This window comes from uncultured Parasphingorhabdus sp. (assembly GCF_963975555.1).
Taxonomy (GTDB): domain Bacteria; phylum Pseudomonadota; class Alphaproteobacteria; order Sphingomonadales; family Sphingomonadaceae; genus Parasphingorhabdus.
Map to the genome: position 1 here is coordinate 627,024 of NZ_CAXBHH010000001.1, position 14,089 is coordinate 641,112.

The 14,089-nt window shown below is 54.1% G+C and carries 12 protein-coding genes and 1 tRNA gene; 9 read left to right on the forward strand and 4 right to left on the reverse strand.

Annotation, left to right across the window (positions count from 1 at the left end):
* The 3 genes from AAC060_RS03005 to AAC060_RS03015 all read right to left on the reverse strand — a co-directional run bounded on the left by AAC060_RS03005 (position 1) and on the right by AAC060_RS03015 (position 3,892).
* The gene (locus AAC060_RS03005; protein ID WP_339822758.1) at positions 1-1,635 is read right to left on the reverse strand and encodes a long-chain-fatty-acid--CoA ligase; all 1,635 of its coding nucleotides are present in this window, start codon (positions 1,633-1,635) and stop codon (positions 1-3) included.
* A gap of 111 nt (positions 1,636-1,746) precedes the next feature.
* Positions 1,747-2,739 (reverse strand): ABC transporter substrate-binding protein, encoded by a 993-nt coding sequence (locus tag AAC060_RS03010; RefSeq protein ID WP_339822760.1) that lies wholly within the window; start codon positions 2,737-2,739, stop codon positions 1,747-1,749.
* A gap of 10 nt (positions 2,740-2,749) precedes the next feature.
* Positions 2,750-3,892, reverse strand: coding sequence for a Gfo/Idh/MocA family oxidoreductase (locus AAC060_RS03015; protein WP_339822761.1), 1,143 nt, complete (start codon positions 3,890-3,892; stop codon positions 2,750-2,752).
* Positions 3,893-4,011: 119 nt separating this feature from the next.
* Here AAC060_RS03015 and AAC060_RS03020 point away from each other — a divergent pair, with 119 nt between their 5' ends.
* From AAC060_RS03020 to AAC060_RS03060, 9 genes are all read left to right on the forward strand, one after another.
* Positions 4,012-5,274: a Rieske 2Fe-2S domain-containing protein gene (locus AAC060_RS03020; RefSeq protein ID WP_339822762.1), complete on the forward strand. Its 1,263-nt coding sequence runs from the start codon at positions 4,012-4,014 to the stop codon at positions 5,272-5,274.
* Positions 5,275-5,606: 332 nt separating this feature from the next.
* Complete coding sequence (locus AAC060_RS03025; RefSeq protein ID WP_339822763.1) at positions 5,607-5,945, forward strand: hypothetical protein; 339 nt, start codon at positions 5,607-5,609, stop codon at positions 5,943-5,945.
* 474 nt (positions 5,946-6,419) lie between these two features.
* The gene (locus tag AAC060_RS03030; protein WP_339822765.1) at positions 6,420-7,145 is read left to right on the forward strand and encodes a PepSY-associated TM helix domain-containing protein; all 726 of its coding nucleotides are present in this window, start codon (positions 6,420-6,422) and stop codon (positions 7,143-7,145) included.
* A 9-nt stretch (positions 7,146-7,154) separates the two neighbouring features.
* Positions 7,155-7,685 (forward strand): DUF2271 domain-containing protein, encoded by a 531-nt coding sequence (locus AAC060_RS03035; protein WP_339822767.1) that lies wholly within the window; start codon positions 7,155-7,157, stop codon positions 7,683-7,685.
* A 38-nt stretch (positions 7,686-7,723) separates the two neighbouring features.
* Entirely contained in the window at positions 7,724-8,545 is an 822-nt protein-coding gene (locus tag AAC060_RS03040; RefSeq protein ID WP_339822769.1) for a DUF4198 domain-containing protein, read from the forward strand.
* A 122-nt stretch (positions 8,546-8,667) separates the two neighbouring features.
* On the forward strand, positions 8,668-9,600 hold the full coding sequence (locus AAC060_RS03045; protein WP_339823784.1) for an FAD:protein FMN transferase: 933 nt from the start codon (positions 8,668-8,670) through the stop codon (positions 9,598-9,600).
* Positions 9,597-10,280 carry a Fe2+-dependent dioxygenase gene (locus tag AAC060_RS03050; RefSeq protein ID WP_339822771.1) on the forward strand — a complete coding sequence of 228 codons (684 nt, stop codon included), beginning with the start codon at positions 9,597-9,599 and terminating at the stop codon, positions 10,278-10,280. Before AAC060_RS03045 ends, AAC060_RS03050 begins: the two co-directional genes overlap by 4 nt.
* 144 nt (positions 10,281-10,424) lie before the next feature.
* A complete protein-coding gene (locus AAC060_RS03055; RefSeq protein WP_339822773.1) occupies positions 10,425-12,638 on the forward strand; it encodes a TonB-dependent siderophore receptor in 2,214 nt (737 codons plus the stop codon).
* An 82-nt stretch (positions 12,639-12,720) separates the two neighbouring features.
* Positions 12,721-13,590, forward strand: coding sequence for an energy transducer TonB (locus tag AAC060_RS03060; protein WP_339822775.1), 870 nt, complete (start codon positions 12,721-12,723; stop codon positions 13,588-13,590).
* A 357-nt stretch (positions 13,591-13,947) separates the two neighbouring features.
* Here the strand turns inward: AAC060_RS03060 and AAC060_RS03065 are convergent.
* Positions 13,948-14,028 (reverse strand) — tRNA-Ser (locus tag AAC060_RS03065).
* Between the last annotated feature and the right edge of the window lie 61 nt (positions 14,029-14,089).

Genomic DNA, 14,089 nt, shown 5'->3' on the forward strand with positions numbered 1-14,089 from the left:
TCAAAGGCTGGCATCAAATGGCAGCGAATAGCCCTCCAGTCCGGCACGGATGGTCAGTTTGTCGATCTTGCCCGTCGGCCCGAGCGGGATTTCATCGACGAATAAAATATCATCGGGCATCCACCACTTAGCGATTTTGCCGTCGAGATATTGTTTTATGTCTGCCGCATCGGCCTGCGCGCCGGATTTCAGCTGACACAGCAAAATCGGGCGCTCGTCCCATTTGGGATGAACCACCCCGACCACGGCCGCAATGGCAACGGCTTCATGCCCCGCCGCGATATTCTCTATCTCGATGGAACTGATCCATTCGCCGCCGGATTTCACTACATCCTTGGCACGATCAGTGATCTGCATATATCCTTCGGCATCAATCGTGGACACATCGCCGGTGTCGAAAAATCCGTCCTCGTCGAGTATGTTACCGCCTTCTGCACCAAAATAGGCAGCCGCAATCGTCGGTCCTTTAATCATCAAACGCCCCGGCGTTTTACCATCGTGCGGCAGACGATTGCCTGCGTCATCGACCAGTTTCATTTCGAGCCCGCAGAGCAACCGGCCCTGTTTGAGCTTATAGGCCATCTGCTCTTCATCCGGCTTCGCCGCGACCGACGCATTGGCCACCGAAACCGTTCCCAACGGCGAGGTTTCGGTCATCCCCCATCCCTGGATAACCTCCACACCATAATCGTCGCGGAATGCACGGATCAGCGATTCAGGGCAAGCCGATCCGCCGATCGTGACCCGTTCCAATGTGCTGAAACGCTTGTCATTTTCCTGCATATATTCGAGCAGCATCTGCCATACAGTCGGCACCGCTGCGGAATAGGTTACGCCTTCCTCCTCGATCAGCCGGTAGATCGATTCTCCGTCCATGCGTTGCCCCGGCAACACAAGCTTTGCGCCGACTGCGGGAGCTGAATAGACCACGCCCCAAGCGTTGGCGTGATACATTGGCACTACCAGCAAGACGGTGTCCCGCGCCGATAATGCCAGAGCATCGGCCTGCAGGGTCATCAATGCATGGATATAGTTTGACCGGTGCGAATAGAGTACGCCCTTCGGATTGCCCGTGGTGCCGGACGTATAGCAAAGCCCGCAGGCGCTATTCTCGTCAAAATCGCCCCAAACAAAATCTGCAGGTTGATCTGCGATCCATTCGTCAAAGCTTATCGCAGCAATATGGGTTTCAGGCATTCCGGCCCGGTCGCAAAAGAAAATCACCCGCTCGATTGTTGGTACCTGTTTCAGCAATTGTTCGACGAGGTCGACGGTTGAGGGATCGGCGATCAATATCCGGCTGCCGGCATGTTTGGCGATATAGGCAATTTGCTCCGGAAACAGGCGGGGGTTAAGCGTGTGCAATACCGCTCCCATCCCGGCAGCGCCATACCAAGCCGCCAGATGCCGAGCGCTGTTCCAGCCCATAGTCGCGACGCGGTCGCCGGGCATTATGCCCGCGGCGCGAAGCGCGTTCGACACCCTTTTGGCATCGGCATGAACGGCTCCATAGTCGGTCCGCGTTACCAGACCTTCGGCATCGCGGGAGACGATTTCCCGCCCGCCATGCCATTGCGCGGCATGGTTTATGATCCGGTCAACCGTCAGCTGTACGCCTTGCATCAGTCCATTCATCGCTTGTGCCTCTCCTTATCCTAGCCAGACATATCGTATTTCGTTGTTATTCCGGGAACCGCCATATTCCCGCCAAATTAATCCTGGTCGGCGTCGCAATCCCGGCCTTCGTCAGATGCTGAAAGATTCAAAACATTCTTCAGCGAACAGTTCCTCCGGCTGCAGGCGTCGCGCCGACAGTCCCTGTTCGTGATGATAGCGCAAGAATGTGTCGATAGTGTCGCGATTGGGCCCGAATCCATAAGGCCACCAGTCTTTGCCGAGCAACTCGATCGCTTCCTCTACCGCAGCAATTTGCCAAGGCAACATTGTCTTCAGGGATGCGGTAACGAGCAATTCTTCGTAAACCTTGGCCTGGGCAGCCTCAAACGCTTTTTGCAGCGAACGGGCGACCCACCGGTTTTTCTCGTAAACCTCCCGCCGGATCGCGACGAGATGCATGATCGGGAAAAATCCGCTGCGCCGATAATAATCCTGTTCAACGGCAACGAAATCGGGAAACATTCGGCGAACCTTATCGGGCTCGCTATAGAAGGTGCTGGGGGTTCGCGCTGTATGCAACGCATCAATCTCTCCGTCAGCCAGCATGCGCGACAGCGTTTTCTCCCTGCCTATCGACTGCAACTTGAATTTTTCAGGTAGATCGAGCTTCAGTTTTTCGTCGCGCCCCGCCTGTTCCTCTCCGCCGGTGAAATAGGTGACGCTCGCCGGATCAACGCCATATTCGTCGGACAGGATGCCGCGAATCCAGACTGGTGCTGTCATCTGATATTCCGGAACGCCGATGCGCTTGCCCACGAGGTCGGCAGGCTTTTCGATGCCGCTCTGCGCCGACACAAAAATACAGCTGTGGCGGAACAGGCGCGAAGGAAAAACCGGAATGGCGATAAACGCCGGATCGGGTCGCGACAGCGTGACACAATAAGAGGACATAGACATTTCCGCCGCATCAAATTCGCGGTGTCGCAACATTCGGAAAAATGTCTCTTCTACTTCCAGGGTTTGGAGATTGAGGTCTATGCCGTCAGGCTGGACGCGTCCGTCGGCAAGCGCCTGGGTACGGTCGTAATTCCAGCAAGCGAGCGAAATGGGAAGCTTGGACATGCGTTTTCTTTCAAATATCGGAAGGGGTTAATTCAGACGGCGCGACACTCCGGCCTTCGCTCGCGGAACGGAGGATAGCCTGACATACCGTCAGGCTATCGCGTCCCCAGGAGCCGTCGAAAAGTGGTGTTTCTTCATCCAGGATGGCGCGGGCAAAGGCATCGGCGACATTGGTGCGTTGCGCCACCGGCAGCGGTGCAGCGACGCTGCGCATTCCGGTATTGCTGTGAATATTGACGCCTTGGGACGTCAATTCGAGGTCTGCCTTTTCGCATGATATGATCAGCGAACCAAATCGTTGGTGATGCTTGGGTGCCGGCGTTTCGTGACGGGCAGCGAAGGTGCGTGCTGCTTTTGCCTTCTGTTCGTCAACCGCCTGCAGTGTGGCGCGAGCTCTGCCATGCGCCTCTGGGTCCTTGATCTGGCCCAGTTCACCGATCCAGCCTGCTACGGCATCGCTGTCATAATGCGCATAGCCCGAATAGGTCAGATTCGCGACGGCGCCATTTTCAAAATTCAGGAGCGCGGTGAACGCGCCCTCGGTGGCGCGCGCATCCCAGCCACCGGTCCACGCGCTCACTGATGTTACAGGGCTGTCCGCAATACGACGCACCATGTCTATCTGGTGCGTCCCCTGACTCAGCACTACGCCGCCTCCCTGAGCGGTGTCGAGCTCGGCGGGGCGACGGGGACGATAGAGAAAATCTGTAAAATTGCTGCTGTGCATCATCCGCGCTGCGCCGACTTCCCCCGATGCCACTATCTCTGCGGCCAGTGCGACGGGTGGATTAAAGCCGTGGCTCGGTCCGACCATGAGTATCGTCCCGGCGTCCCGCGCAGCAGCGACCATGGATGTGGCTTCAGCCAATGTCACCGCCATCGGCTTTTCGACCAGCACATGCTTTCCGGCTCTGGCCGCCATGATGGCGTGACTTGCATGAAATTCGTGCGGGGAAGCGATGTACACGGCGTCGAACCCGCCATCGGCGAACAGTTCCTCCGCTGACGCAAACGAGTTTCTGCCGAAGCCGTCGCGAGCCTGTGCACTCGGATCACACCCTGCAACCAGCTCGATACGAGGATGTGCGACGAAAGCCGGTACCGTCAAAACCGCCCCTCTGCCCAACCCCAATATCGCCAATCGCAATGTCATCAACCTCTCCTCTTTCCCGCATTAGTGTTTGGCCTCTTGAAAAGCAAGTTACTTATATATAGAAGCAATAATTACGGAGTGGATGATAGCGTCCCCCCAATATAATTTTGGAAACTGTGATGACACCTCAACAAAACGATCTTCTGTGCCGTGTGGAAGGCGACTCGCCGATGGGCAAAATAATGCGCCGTCACTGGATGCCTGTGTGTATGAGTGAAGAAGTCGCGGAGCCTGACTGCACGCCGCTGCGAGCGCGCTTGCTGGGTGAAAATATGGTGGTGTTCCGCGATACCGGTGGGCGCATCGGAGTCCTGGACGAACTCTGCCCGCATCGAAGGGCGTCCTTGGCATTTGGACGCAATGAGGAATGCGGATTGCGCTGTCTTTACCATGGATGGAAATTCGACGTGAATGGCCAGGCGGTTGATATGTCGTCGGAGCCGGTCGATGCCAAATTGCGCGATTCGATGCGCACGCGTTCCTATCCGGCGTGCGAAGCTGGCGGCTTTGTCTGGGCATGGATGGGGGACCCCGAACATCCGTTGCCGTTTGATCCACCGGTTTGGACGAAAGCGCCTGATGACAAGATCGCTATCGTCAAAGTACATGCCGAGTGTAACTGGGCCCAGGTACTCGAAGGATCAATAGATTCCGCCCATAGCAGTAGCCTGCATTCGTCCAATATGCCGACCGCGGTCGATGTTGCGAACTCGACCGCGACGGACAGCCAATGGCTCCGCCCGTCGGCGGATAAATCTCCGCGCCTTGAAATAGAGCGCACGCCTTACGGCTTTCGCTATGCCGCTATCCGCAAGCCGATCCATGATGCAGAAAAGCAGGATTATGTTCGGACCACTTCGTTTATCGCCCCTTTCACGGTGATGATTCCGCCGACGGATCAATATAATCTGATCCAGATGCTGGTTCCGATCGACGATGTGAATTGTATGTTTTACTGGATCGCCTGGCATGAAACAAAGGGGATATCGACGGATGCGTGGCGCAAATTCTGTGACGCCATTCCCGGCGTTGATGTCGACCCGGTCACTTTCAGAAAAGTCCGCAATATCAACAACAATTATCAGCAGGATCGTGCAGCGATGAAAGCGGGCGATTTCACGGGTATCAAGGGTATCCCCACCCAGGATATGGCGATGTGGGAATCCATGGGGCCCATCGCCGATCGCAGTGATGACAAGCTCGGCTCGAGCGACCGAGCGATCTTCGAGTTCCGCAAAATTATGCTGTCTCAGGTTAAAGATGCCACGAACGAGGCTCCACCAAAGGGCTATTATAACAGGGATCTGTTTTCGTTCGAAGGGATGGTCAGCAAGGATGCCGACTGGCGAGAAGTGCCATCGCCTTACGCCGCCGCCAGTTGATAGCAATGCCTGCTCGTCCGGAGTCCTACCGGACACAGACGCTCAACACGAGCACCGGATGGACGAATCAATATGGCGCGCCGCGGACCGGAGGATTCAATATCTCTTACAAGTTCTGATGTTGCCGGCTGCGGCCAATCTGGGGGTCATGTCGCCATTAAATTCTGGCTTTAGAGCACAGCCCGGAAATTGGCCGACCGAAGACAAGGTCGAATTCCATTCAAGTCGGTCCGCTTGTTCTCCCCAAAAGGACGAGCGCACCTCCGAGCATATAATTCGCCTATTCGACCAACAGCCTCAATTTTTGACATTATCTGCTGAAAGATATTAAAATGAGCAACCTGACCCTCCCTATAGTTTCGCAGTTTCTTGTCGCGGTCATCGCCAATGTGGCGGCGCTGATTGCCCTGCCTTTGACTATGGGGTTCACAAAATTTGGACCGACAGTGTTTTGCGCTAGCCTGTTCACCCTCAATCTTTTTATGATGTCACGCATGATACAGTCGGGAGTTCCGCTTTCTGGTCTAATCCCGCTTATGACCGGCGTCATTCCTCTAACAATGATCGTTGTTGGTATTATCCACTTTGGTGAAAATGGTTCACCGTTGCGGATTGGCTTATTGTTAGGGGCATGTGCGCTCGCTGCAGCTGCTGCAGCTGTTCAGACATAGTCTCAATGGACCGAAGTGGCATTAATTGGACAGCGAAGGATAAAAATCAGCAACAGAGTGTTCGTTGAATTTACAGGTGATGGTCGCTGGTTGACGGCTTGTAGCGGGTTTAAACTATTGCTTGCGACTATCGTTTTGTCGCCAACAAAAGTGTTCAATTTGAGAGTGTGACCGTGGCGGCGGGAGGAACGATCAGGCTAAACACCCCGTATTCTACGCCGCCGCCGAGGTTATTGAAAGCTGACTGGGCGCAAGCGCCACAGTCCAGATAATCGACCGGAACAACAAGCTATATCCCCGCCGCCTCTTGCAGAACGGATAGAAAAACCATCCAGATTTGGCACTCCGGCTATTTACTATTGATTTTCATTCGCAACTACGACAAATGCACGGCTCGTGAAATTGCGGCGCGCGTTTTTCGATTCTGGGTCACGCGCCCCCCTTTAATTTTGGCCAACCCCTGGGACTTCGTAGATGAGTAGTGCTGAAACAATAGCTTCCAAGACCGTCTCGGATCAGCGCCTCCCTTGCCACCCGCAAGATGACGCTCATGACAAGATTTCTGGCTCCCGGCCACCAAAACGCAAAAAGCGTCTTTCGCCTTTCTGGGCCAAGCAACTCCATACATGGCATTGGATGAGCAGCGCGATTTGCCTCATCGGTATGCTGTTATTTGCTATTACCGGCATTACCCTCAATCATGCAGGCGCAATAGAGGGGCAAGTCCAAACCGAAAATGTGACGCGCACGCTAACGCCGGGTCTCGCTGATTTCATACAAGGATATAACGGCAAAGCCGGTAGCGCCGTCCCACCGCAGCTTGCCGACTGGATAAATCAGGAATTTGGCGAGCGCGTGGCCGACCGCACTGCCGAGTGGAGTGAAGATGAAGTTTACATTCCTCTGCCGCGCCCGGGCGGCGATGGCTGGATCGCTATAGATCGGGCAAGTGGTGCCGCGGAATATGAAGCGACAAGCCGTGGCTGGGTGTCGTGGCTGAACGATCTCCATAAAGGCCGCGATACCGGCGCTGCATGGTCATGGTTCATAGATATTTTTGCCGGTGCTTGCGTGATTTTTTGCCTGACCGGCTTCTTTCTTCTGCAACTCCATGCGCGCCATCGCCCTTCCACTTGGCCCATTGTCGGTGCAGGCCTCGTCATTCCGATGCTGCTCATCGCACTATTTATGCATAGTTAAAGGATCATCATGACCTATATCCCCCCCCTTAAAACCCTCGCTTTTGGCGGCGTTGCTCTGCTGGTTGCCAGTCCCGCCATGGCTGAGAAAATGACCGTCAGCTATACGATCCCCCGCATGACTGTCGCGGAATATCACCGGCCTTACACGGCGATCTGGATTGAAGACGCCGCTGGTAAAGCCGTCGCGACTCTAAATGTTTCCTATGATGTGGACCTTAAGGGCGAGGATGGCCGTAAATGGCTGACCGACCTGCGCGGGTGGTGGCGCAAGGCCGGTCGCAGCACCACTATGCCAGCGCAAGGCATAAGTGGCCCGACGCAAGCGCCCGGCACCCATCGCGTGACCCTCACAAATGGCAGAAAACCACTCGGGACCCTAAAGGCCGGGGCATATAAATTACGGGTCGAAGCCGCTCGGGAAGTCGGTGGCCGGGAGATGGTGACGATACCCTTCTCATGGTCTGGCAAAGGCAGTCTCAACCTTTCTGCCAAAGGTAAATCTGAACTGGGCGCCGTTAGTCTGTCGATCAAACCCTGAAATCTTTCATTTTTCCTAAAAAATAAGGACCTAAGATTATGTCAATTAAAAGAAAACTGTCAGGCCTCGCGCTTTTAGTTCCGCTTATTACCATGGCCGCGACGCCCGCTGATGCGCATCGCCGCTGGCTTCTGCCATCATCCACAGTACTTTCCGGCGAGTCCGAGCTGGTAACTGTCGATGCCGCCGCCTCAAACGAGTTGTTTATTTTCGAGCATCGCGGCCTTGGCCTCAACGACCTGATTGTGACCGGTCCCGACGGCAAAACCGCGAAAACCGAAATTATCGGATCAGGCAAATATCGTAGCAGCTTTGATCTGCCCCTCACCCAGCAAGGCACCTATCGCATCGCGCTGGTCAACAATGGGCTCATGGGCGTCTATAAACTGGGTGAAGAGCGCAAAAGATGGCGCGGTAGCCTGAGCGAACTGGCAACGGCCATCCCGGCAGAGGCAACCGATGTCGAGATTTCACAAGTTGCCAGCCGAACCGAAACTTTTGCTACCTTGGGCGAGCCTACGCTAACCGCGCTTACCCCGACGAACATTGGCCTGGAGCTTATCCCTATTACCCACCCTAATGATCTTGTTGCCGGCGAGCCCGCACAATTCAAATTCCTGCTCGACGGAAAACCAGCCGCGGGAATTGAAATTGAATGGGTAGAAGGCGGTTCACGCTATCGCGACACAGCAGGCGACAGCAAGCTGACGACGGATGCAAATGGCATGGTTGAGGTGCTCGCTCCGCAAGCGGGTATGTATTATCTCGAAGCCAGCAGCAGCTCGGATAATGTTGCCGACCCCAAAATCCAGAGCAATCGTGCGTCTTACACCGCGGTTCTGGAATTCTTGCCACTTTGAACCCGAGCAACGCCCTACCGCAGGTTGATGACGCTATCGAGATATTGCTGCCACCGGCAATAGATCCGATGGAACTGAGGCCAGACCCCCATGGTGAAACTGTGCAATTGGCCGGTGACACCATGGGGACCTCATGGGCGGTGACCGCAATATTGCCCTCCTCCCATGATCTTTTTGGCTTACGTAGGAACTTAGAGGCAGGGTTTGGCGTGATTATTGGCCAGATGAGTCAGTGGGAGCCGAACTCGGAAATCAGCCTTTTTAATCGCGCGCAAGCTGGCAGCTGGCATATTATTTCGCCGCAGTTCCGCACAGTATTGAAAAGCGCCTGCGACATAGCCCTTGCAAGTGAAGGGGCATTTGACCCTGCAATAGGCGGGTTAAGCGAACTATGGGGGTTTGGCGCAAGCAGCCCGCCCCTCCGAAAGCCGCAAGCAACGACCGACCGCACCGGAAGCCACTCCACAAGACACCATAGCTGGAAGGATATTAGCTTTTCAGAATCCGGCGATCAGATCTACCAACCCGGCGGTTTGAAGCTTGATCTTTCTGCTATCGCAAAGGGCTTTGCGGTCGATTATATTATCGCAGTTCTCCGGCAGCGAGCGATTACACACGCGCTGGTTGAAATTGGCGGTGAACTGCGTGCGACAGGTGTTCAGAGCAATGGCGAGCCATGGTGGGTCGATGTAGAAAATGCGCCAGACGTAGATGATCCCCTTGTGAGCCGCATTGCGCTCAGCGGATGGGCCATCGCGACCACCGGCCATTATTTGCGCCGCCGATACGCCGCTGGAGAGAGCTGGTCGCACACCCTGTCTCCTGAGCAGCGCCAACCGGTAGCAGATTCCTTATCTACAATATCGGTTTTACACCCGAATTGTATGCAGGCCGATGCTCTTGCCACTGCCATCGCAGTCCTGGGGCAGGAGCGAGGCATAGCCTTTGCAAATCGTCACCGCCTCGCGGCAAAGCTGGTTGCCGAGGGTCGAGCTTTTTATAGCGATACATGGCGCGCTTATGCCGCCGGGACAGAAGAGGAAAGCGGCCAATGATGCTCAAGATAGAAAATGTGTTAACCCGCGCAGAAGTGGACCAGTGCCGCGCGACCATTATCGACGGCCCGTGGGTCGACGGCAATGAGACATCGGGCCATCAAAGCGCTCTTGCCAAAAAGAACGAACAGATTGCGCAAGGCAGTGACGCCGCCAACGAAGCCAACGCTCTGGTAATGGACGCACTAGGCGGCACTCCGGAATTTGTAGCCGCAGCCTTGCCGCTCAAGGTCTATATGCCCATGTTCAACCGATATGCTGGCGGTCAAACTTTCGGCAATCATGTCGACAATGCGATACGGCAAGTACGGGGCACAGACGTACGGATCCGCAGCGATCTTTCCTGCACGCTTTTCCTGACCGATCCCGATGAATATGATGGCGGCGAGTTAATTGTCGAAGATCTGTTCGGTGAACATAAGGTCAAGCTCGCAGCGGGCGACATGGTGCTTTATCCGGCATCAAGCCTGCACCGCGTAACGCCCGTAACCCGCGGCAACCGCATTTCCTGTGTCTTCTGGTTACAAAGCATGGTGCGCGAAAATGCGGCCCGCGAGCACCTGTTCCGGCTGGACTCAAGCATACAGCAATTGAGCGCGGAAAAGGGCGGAGACGATCCTCTCGTCGTTGATCTTACGAATCTTTATCATAATCTGCTGCGCAGATGGGCTGACTCGTAGATTTTTACCAAATAAATTTAATAGGTTAGAGTTATTCAACTCCCGTTAATGATAATTGTTCTCATTACCATTGACTTATTGCGAATTAATCGCAAAAAGGCCCCTTCACTCGAACCCGAGTCTGAATAGGGGAATAAACCGAAAATGACGCTTTCTCAAAATCATCAGAAAAATCTGGCCCAAAGATCAACCAGCTATGTTGCATTAGGCTGCGTTGGCGCAATTATATGCGTGGCAGCCCCTGCGGCAGCCCAGGATCAGGCGACAACATTAGAAGGCGTTGTCGTAACCGACTCCACTGTCGATGACGGCTATAAAGCCGACGCGATCAAGTCGCCCAAAGCAACCGCTGCGCTCATAGACACGCCGCGCACCGTCAGCGTTGTCACCCGTGACGTTATTGAAAACAGCGCATCCTTCTCTTTTCAGGAAGCACTGCGCAATGTGCCGGGTATCACTCTTGGTGCTGGTGAAGGCGGCACAGCTTCGGCCGACATTCCTTTCATCCGCGGCGGCGATGCGACAAGCGACACTTATGTTGATGGCGCGCGCGACGTGGGCTCACAAACACGCGAAACTTTTGCTGTTGAGCGTATCGAAGTATTCAAAGGTCCCAATAGTGCATTTGGTGGCCGTGGCGGTGCCGGCGGCACAATCAACATCGTCAGTAAATTACCGCAGGCCGAGAGCTTTATCGCGGGTCAGGCCACGATAGGAACAGACAATTTGCAACGCGTTACAGTAGACGTGAACCAGATGATCACTGACACGATCGGTGTCCGCGTGAATGGTCTGTGGCATGATTCGGATGTAGCAGGCCGCGACGCCATTTATGATGACAGATGGGGCATTGCGCCATCCATATCGGCGGGCCTCGGAACCAATACGGTCGCCACATTGTCTTATTACCATTATGAAACCAAGGGTATTCCGGACTACGGCATTCCTTATACATCAAGGTTGCAGCTAGACGGAACAGGCGTGCCCGATGGTACACGCGTCATAGCTGATGTCGATTATGACAATTTCTACGGTCTGGTATCCCGTGACTTTCAGGAAACCGACGTCGATTCCGTCACCTTCCAATTTTCCCACACTTTTGATTCCGGCTGGGCGATTACCAATATCAACCGATGGTCACATGCCAGAGATAATTATATCGTGACCAATCCGGATGACAGCGCCGGTAATGTTGCCAATGATCTGGTCTGGCGCGCTGTAAAAAGTCGTAATTCTGTAAACGATGCGCTTGTCAGCAATCTGGGTGTATCCGGAGAGTTTAAAACTGGCGGCATTTCACACAGCGTTGCATTTGGGGGAGAATTGAGCACGGCAAAAACTACCAATCTAGGATATGTTGTCGCCACCGGTGATAGCACTTGCCCTGCGTCTGAAATCGGATCGCCCAATTATAATTGTACCGATCTGTATAATCCCGATCCCTACGATCCATGGAACGGCTCTATTGAAACAAGCACTACGCCAACCGTGACACGCGCCGACAGCATTGGGTTTTATGGTTTTGACACCATCACCATCACACCAAAATTGCTGGTTAATCTCGGCGTGCGCTGGGAGCAATTTGATGTAAGCGCCAAAGGCACGAGCCGTGGCGTGCCATATGAAGCTGAAAATAAAACCAGCAACTGGAGCTATCAGGCCGGCGTCATCTTCAAGCCCGTTGAGAACGCCAGCATTTACGCAAGCTTTGCCGATAGTGCCACACCTCCTGGTTCAGATGTAGGCGAAGGTTCGCAATCCATTAACGGAACAAGCGCAACCTATGATCCGCAGATTACCCGCAATTATGAAGTAGGTGCCAAATATGATGCCCTGAACGGAGCATTGAGCCTGACCGCTGCTTTGTTCCGCACGGATACGGACAATGTACGCAATGATACCGGCCTCGGCGAGATAGAAATCATTCCGGGAACACGCCGTGTTGATGGTTTTGAACTCGGCGCTGCAGGTCGGATTGGCCCCGTTTCCCTCTCTGGCGGCTATGTCTATCTTGATAGCGAAATCCGCGGAGATGGCGATGCAGGAAATCGCTTTCCCAACACCGCAAAGCATAATCTGAGCTTATGGTCTAACGTCACGGTTACTGATCGTCTCAGCTTCGGCGGCGGTGCTTATTATACCGGCAAGCGTTATGCCGACACCGGCAACCTTATCGCCGTGCCCGATTACTGGCGTTTCGATGCGACGGCAGCCTTTCAGGCAACAGATAATATCTCGGTCCGCGCCAACATCCAGAATTTGACCGATGAGCGTTACATTATCAAGCCGCGCAACCCGCATTTTGCAGTACCTGGCGCGGGCCGTCAGGCTCTCCTCACCGTAGCAGTGCGTTATTAGGATCCAAATCGGGCGGACAAAAATGCCGCTCATTGATAATGACTTGCAACATTAGTCGCAAAAAGGAATAAAGACCTCTGATATGGCCGACTTTATTTCTCGCGATTCAATAACAGATGGCGCGCCGGTTGATCCTGGCGCGCCACATCCTCTCGCTGTGTCGGGTGATGGAAAGATTGCCGCGTTCACGAACCGGTTGGAGCCGGTCAATATTCCGGCTTGTCGATGTGGAGGGGAATTGGCTCATACGAAATCATGCCACTGCGTTACCGATGCAAGGGCAGCTGGTATCATGTCGAAAGAAGCAATTTATATACCCTCACAAGAGGGTTATGGCGCAAAACGGAACTGGAGCGCGGTAGCTATTACAACAGCACTTCATGTCGTTGCCGCCTCCGTGCTGCTAAGCACGGGTTATGCAGTCGTTAAGCGGCCTCCGTCGAACAGTCTTGAAGTTTTGACGTTAAGCCAGCAGCCACCGGAACCCATGCCGCCGTCTCCTCCCCAACCAGAACCACTTGAGGTCCAAGAAAGACTGGCTCCGGACACAATTGTACTTAAGGCACCGGCGATTATCAAAGTAGCGCCCACGCCTGCACCGCAGCCTGCAAAGGCGGTCGCTACGACTGTGGCAACGGCACCAGTTAAACAGACCGCGCCTGTTGTGCCCATTACGCCGCCTGACTTCAATGCTGCCCAGTTGAATAACCCGGCTCCTGCCTACCCGTATCTATCACGCAAGGCCCGCGAACAGGGCGTTGTACTTTTGCGGGTTGTCGTAACCTTATCAGGCCTTGCCAAAACCCTTTCGATCGAGCGTAGCAGCGGACACGATCGGCTCGATAAAGCCGCGCTCAATGCGGTGAAGAAATGGCGATTTGTACCAGCTCAGCAAGCAGGGCAACCCATAGAAGCCGTGGTTTTGGTACCGGTAACATTCAATCTGGGCTAAGCCTTCTGCCGAAGATTATGGCAGGCGACGCCTCCTTTGAGGGAGAGGAGCTGTTACAAAATCCCCGTTCGGGCCTTTGCCAAAGTTCTAGTGGGGGCTGCCTTCGATATCCTCTTGTTGAAGAGATCAAGAAGCCCATCTACTGGCTGTTAACCGCTATAGAAACCCGCACCGAACACCGCATCTGCACCGATAAAATGCTAGCTCGAATCACCAAAATCCGGTGATCATTTCCTAGCGATCGGCCCGGTAGCAAGCACATATTTTTATATGACTCTTGCACATAGCTAAAATGTGCAAATTATTACGTCTATGAAATCGCATTATGTATTAAGGCATTGAAATATATAGGAAAAATGGTGCACCCGACAGAATTCGAATCTGTGACCTCTGCCTTCGGAGGTCAGTTTAACTACGCTTTTCTGCCAGTTTTACTGCATAGATTATAGGCTTAGAACCCTTAGAAACCGCAGAAACGCGTTATATGAGGTGGTTTGCA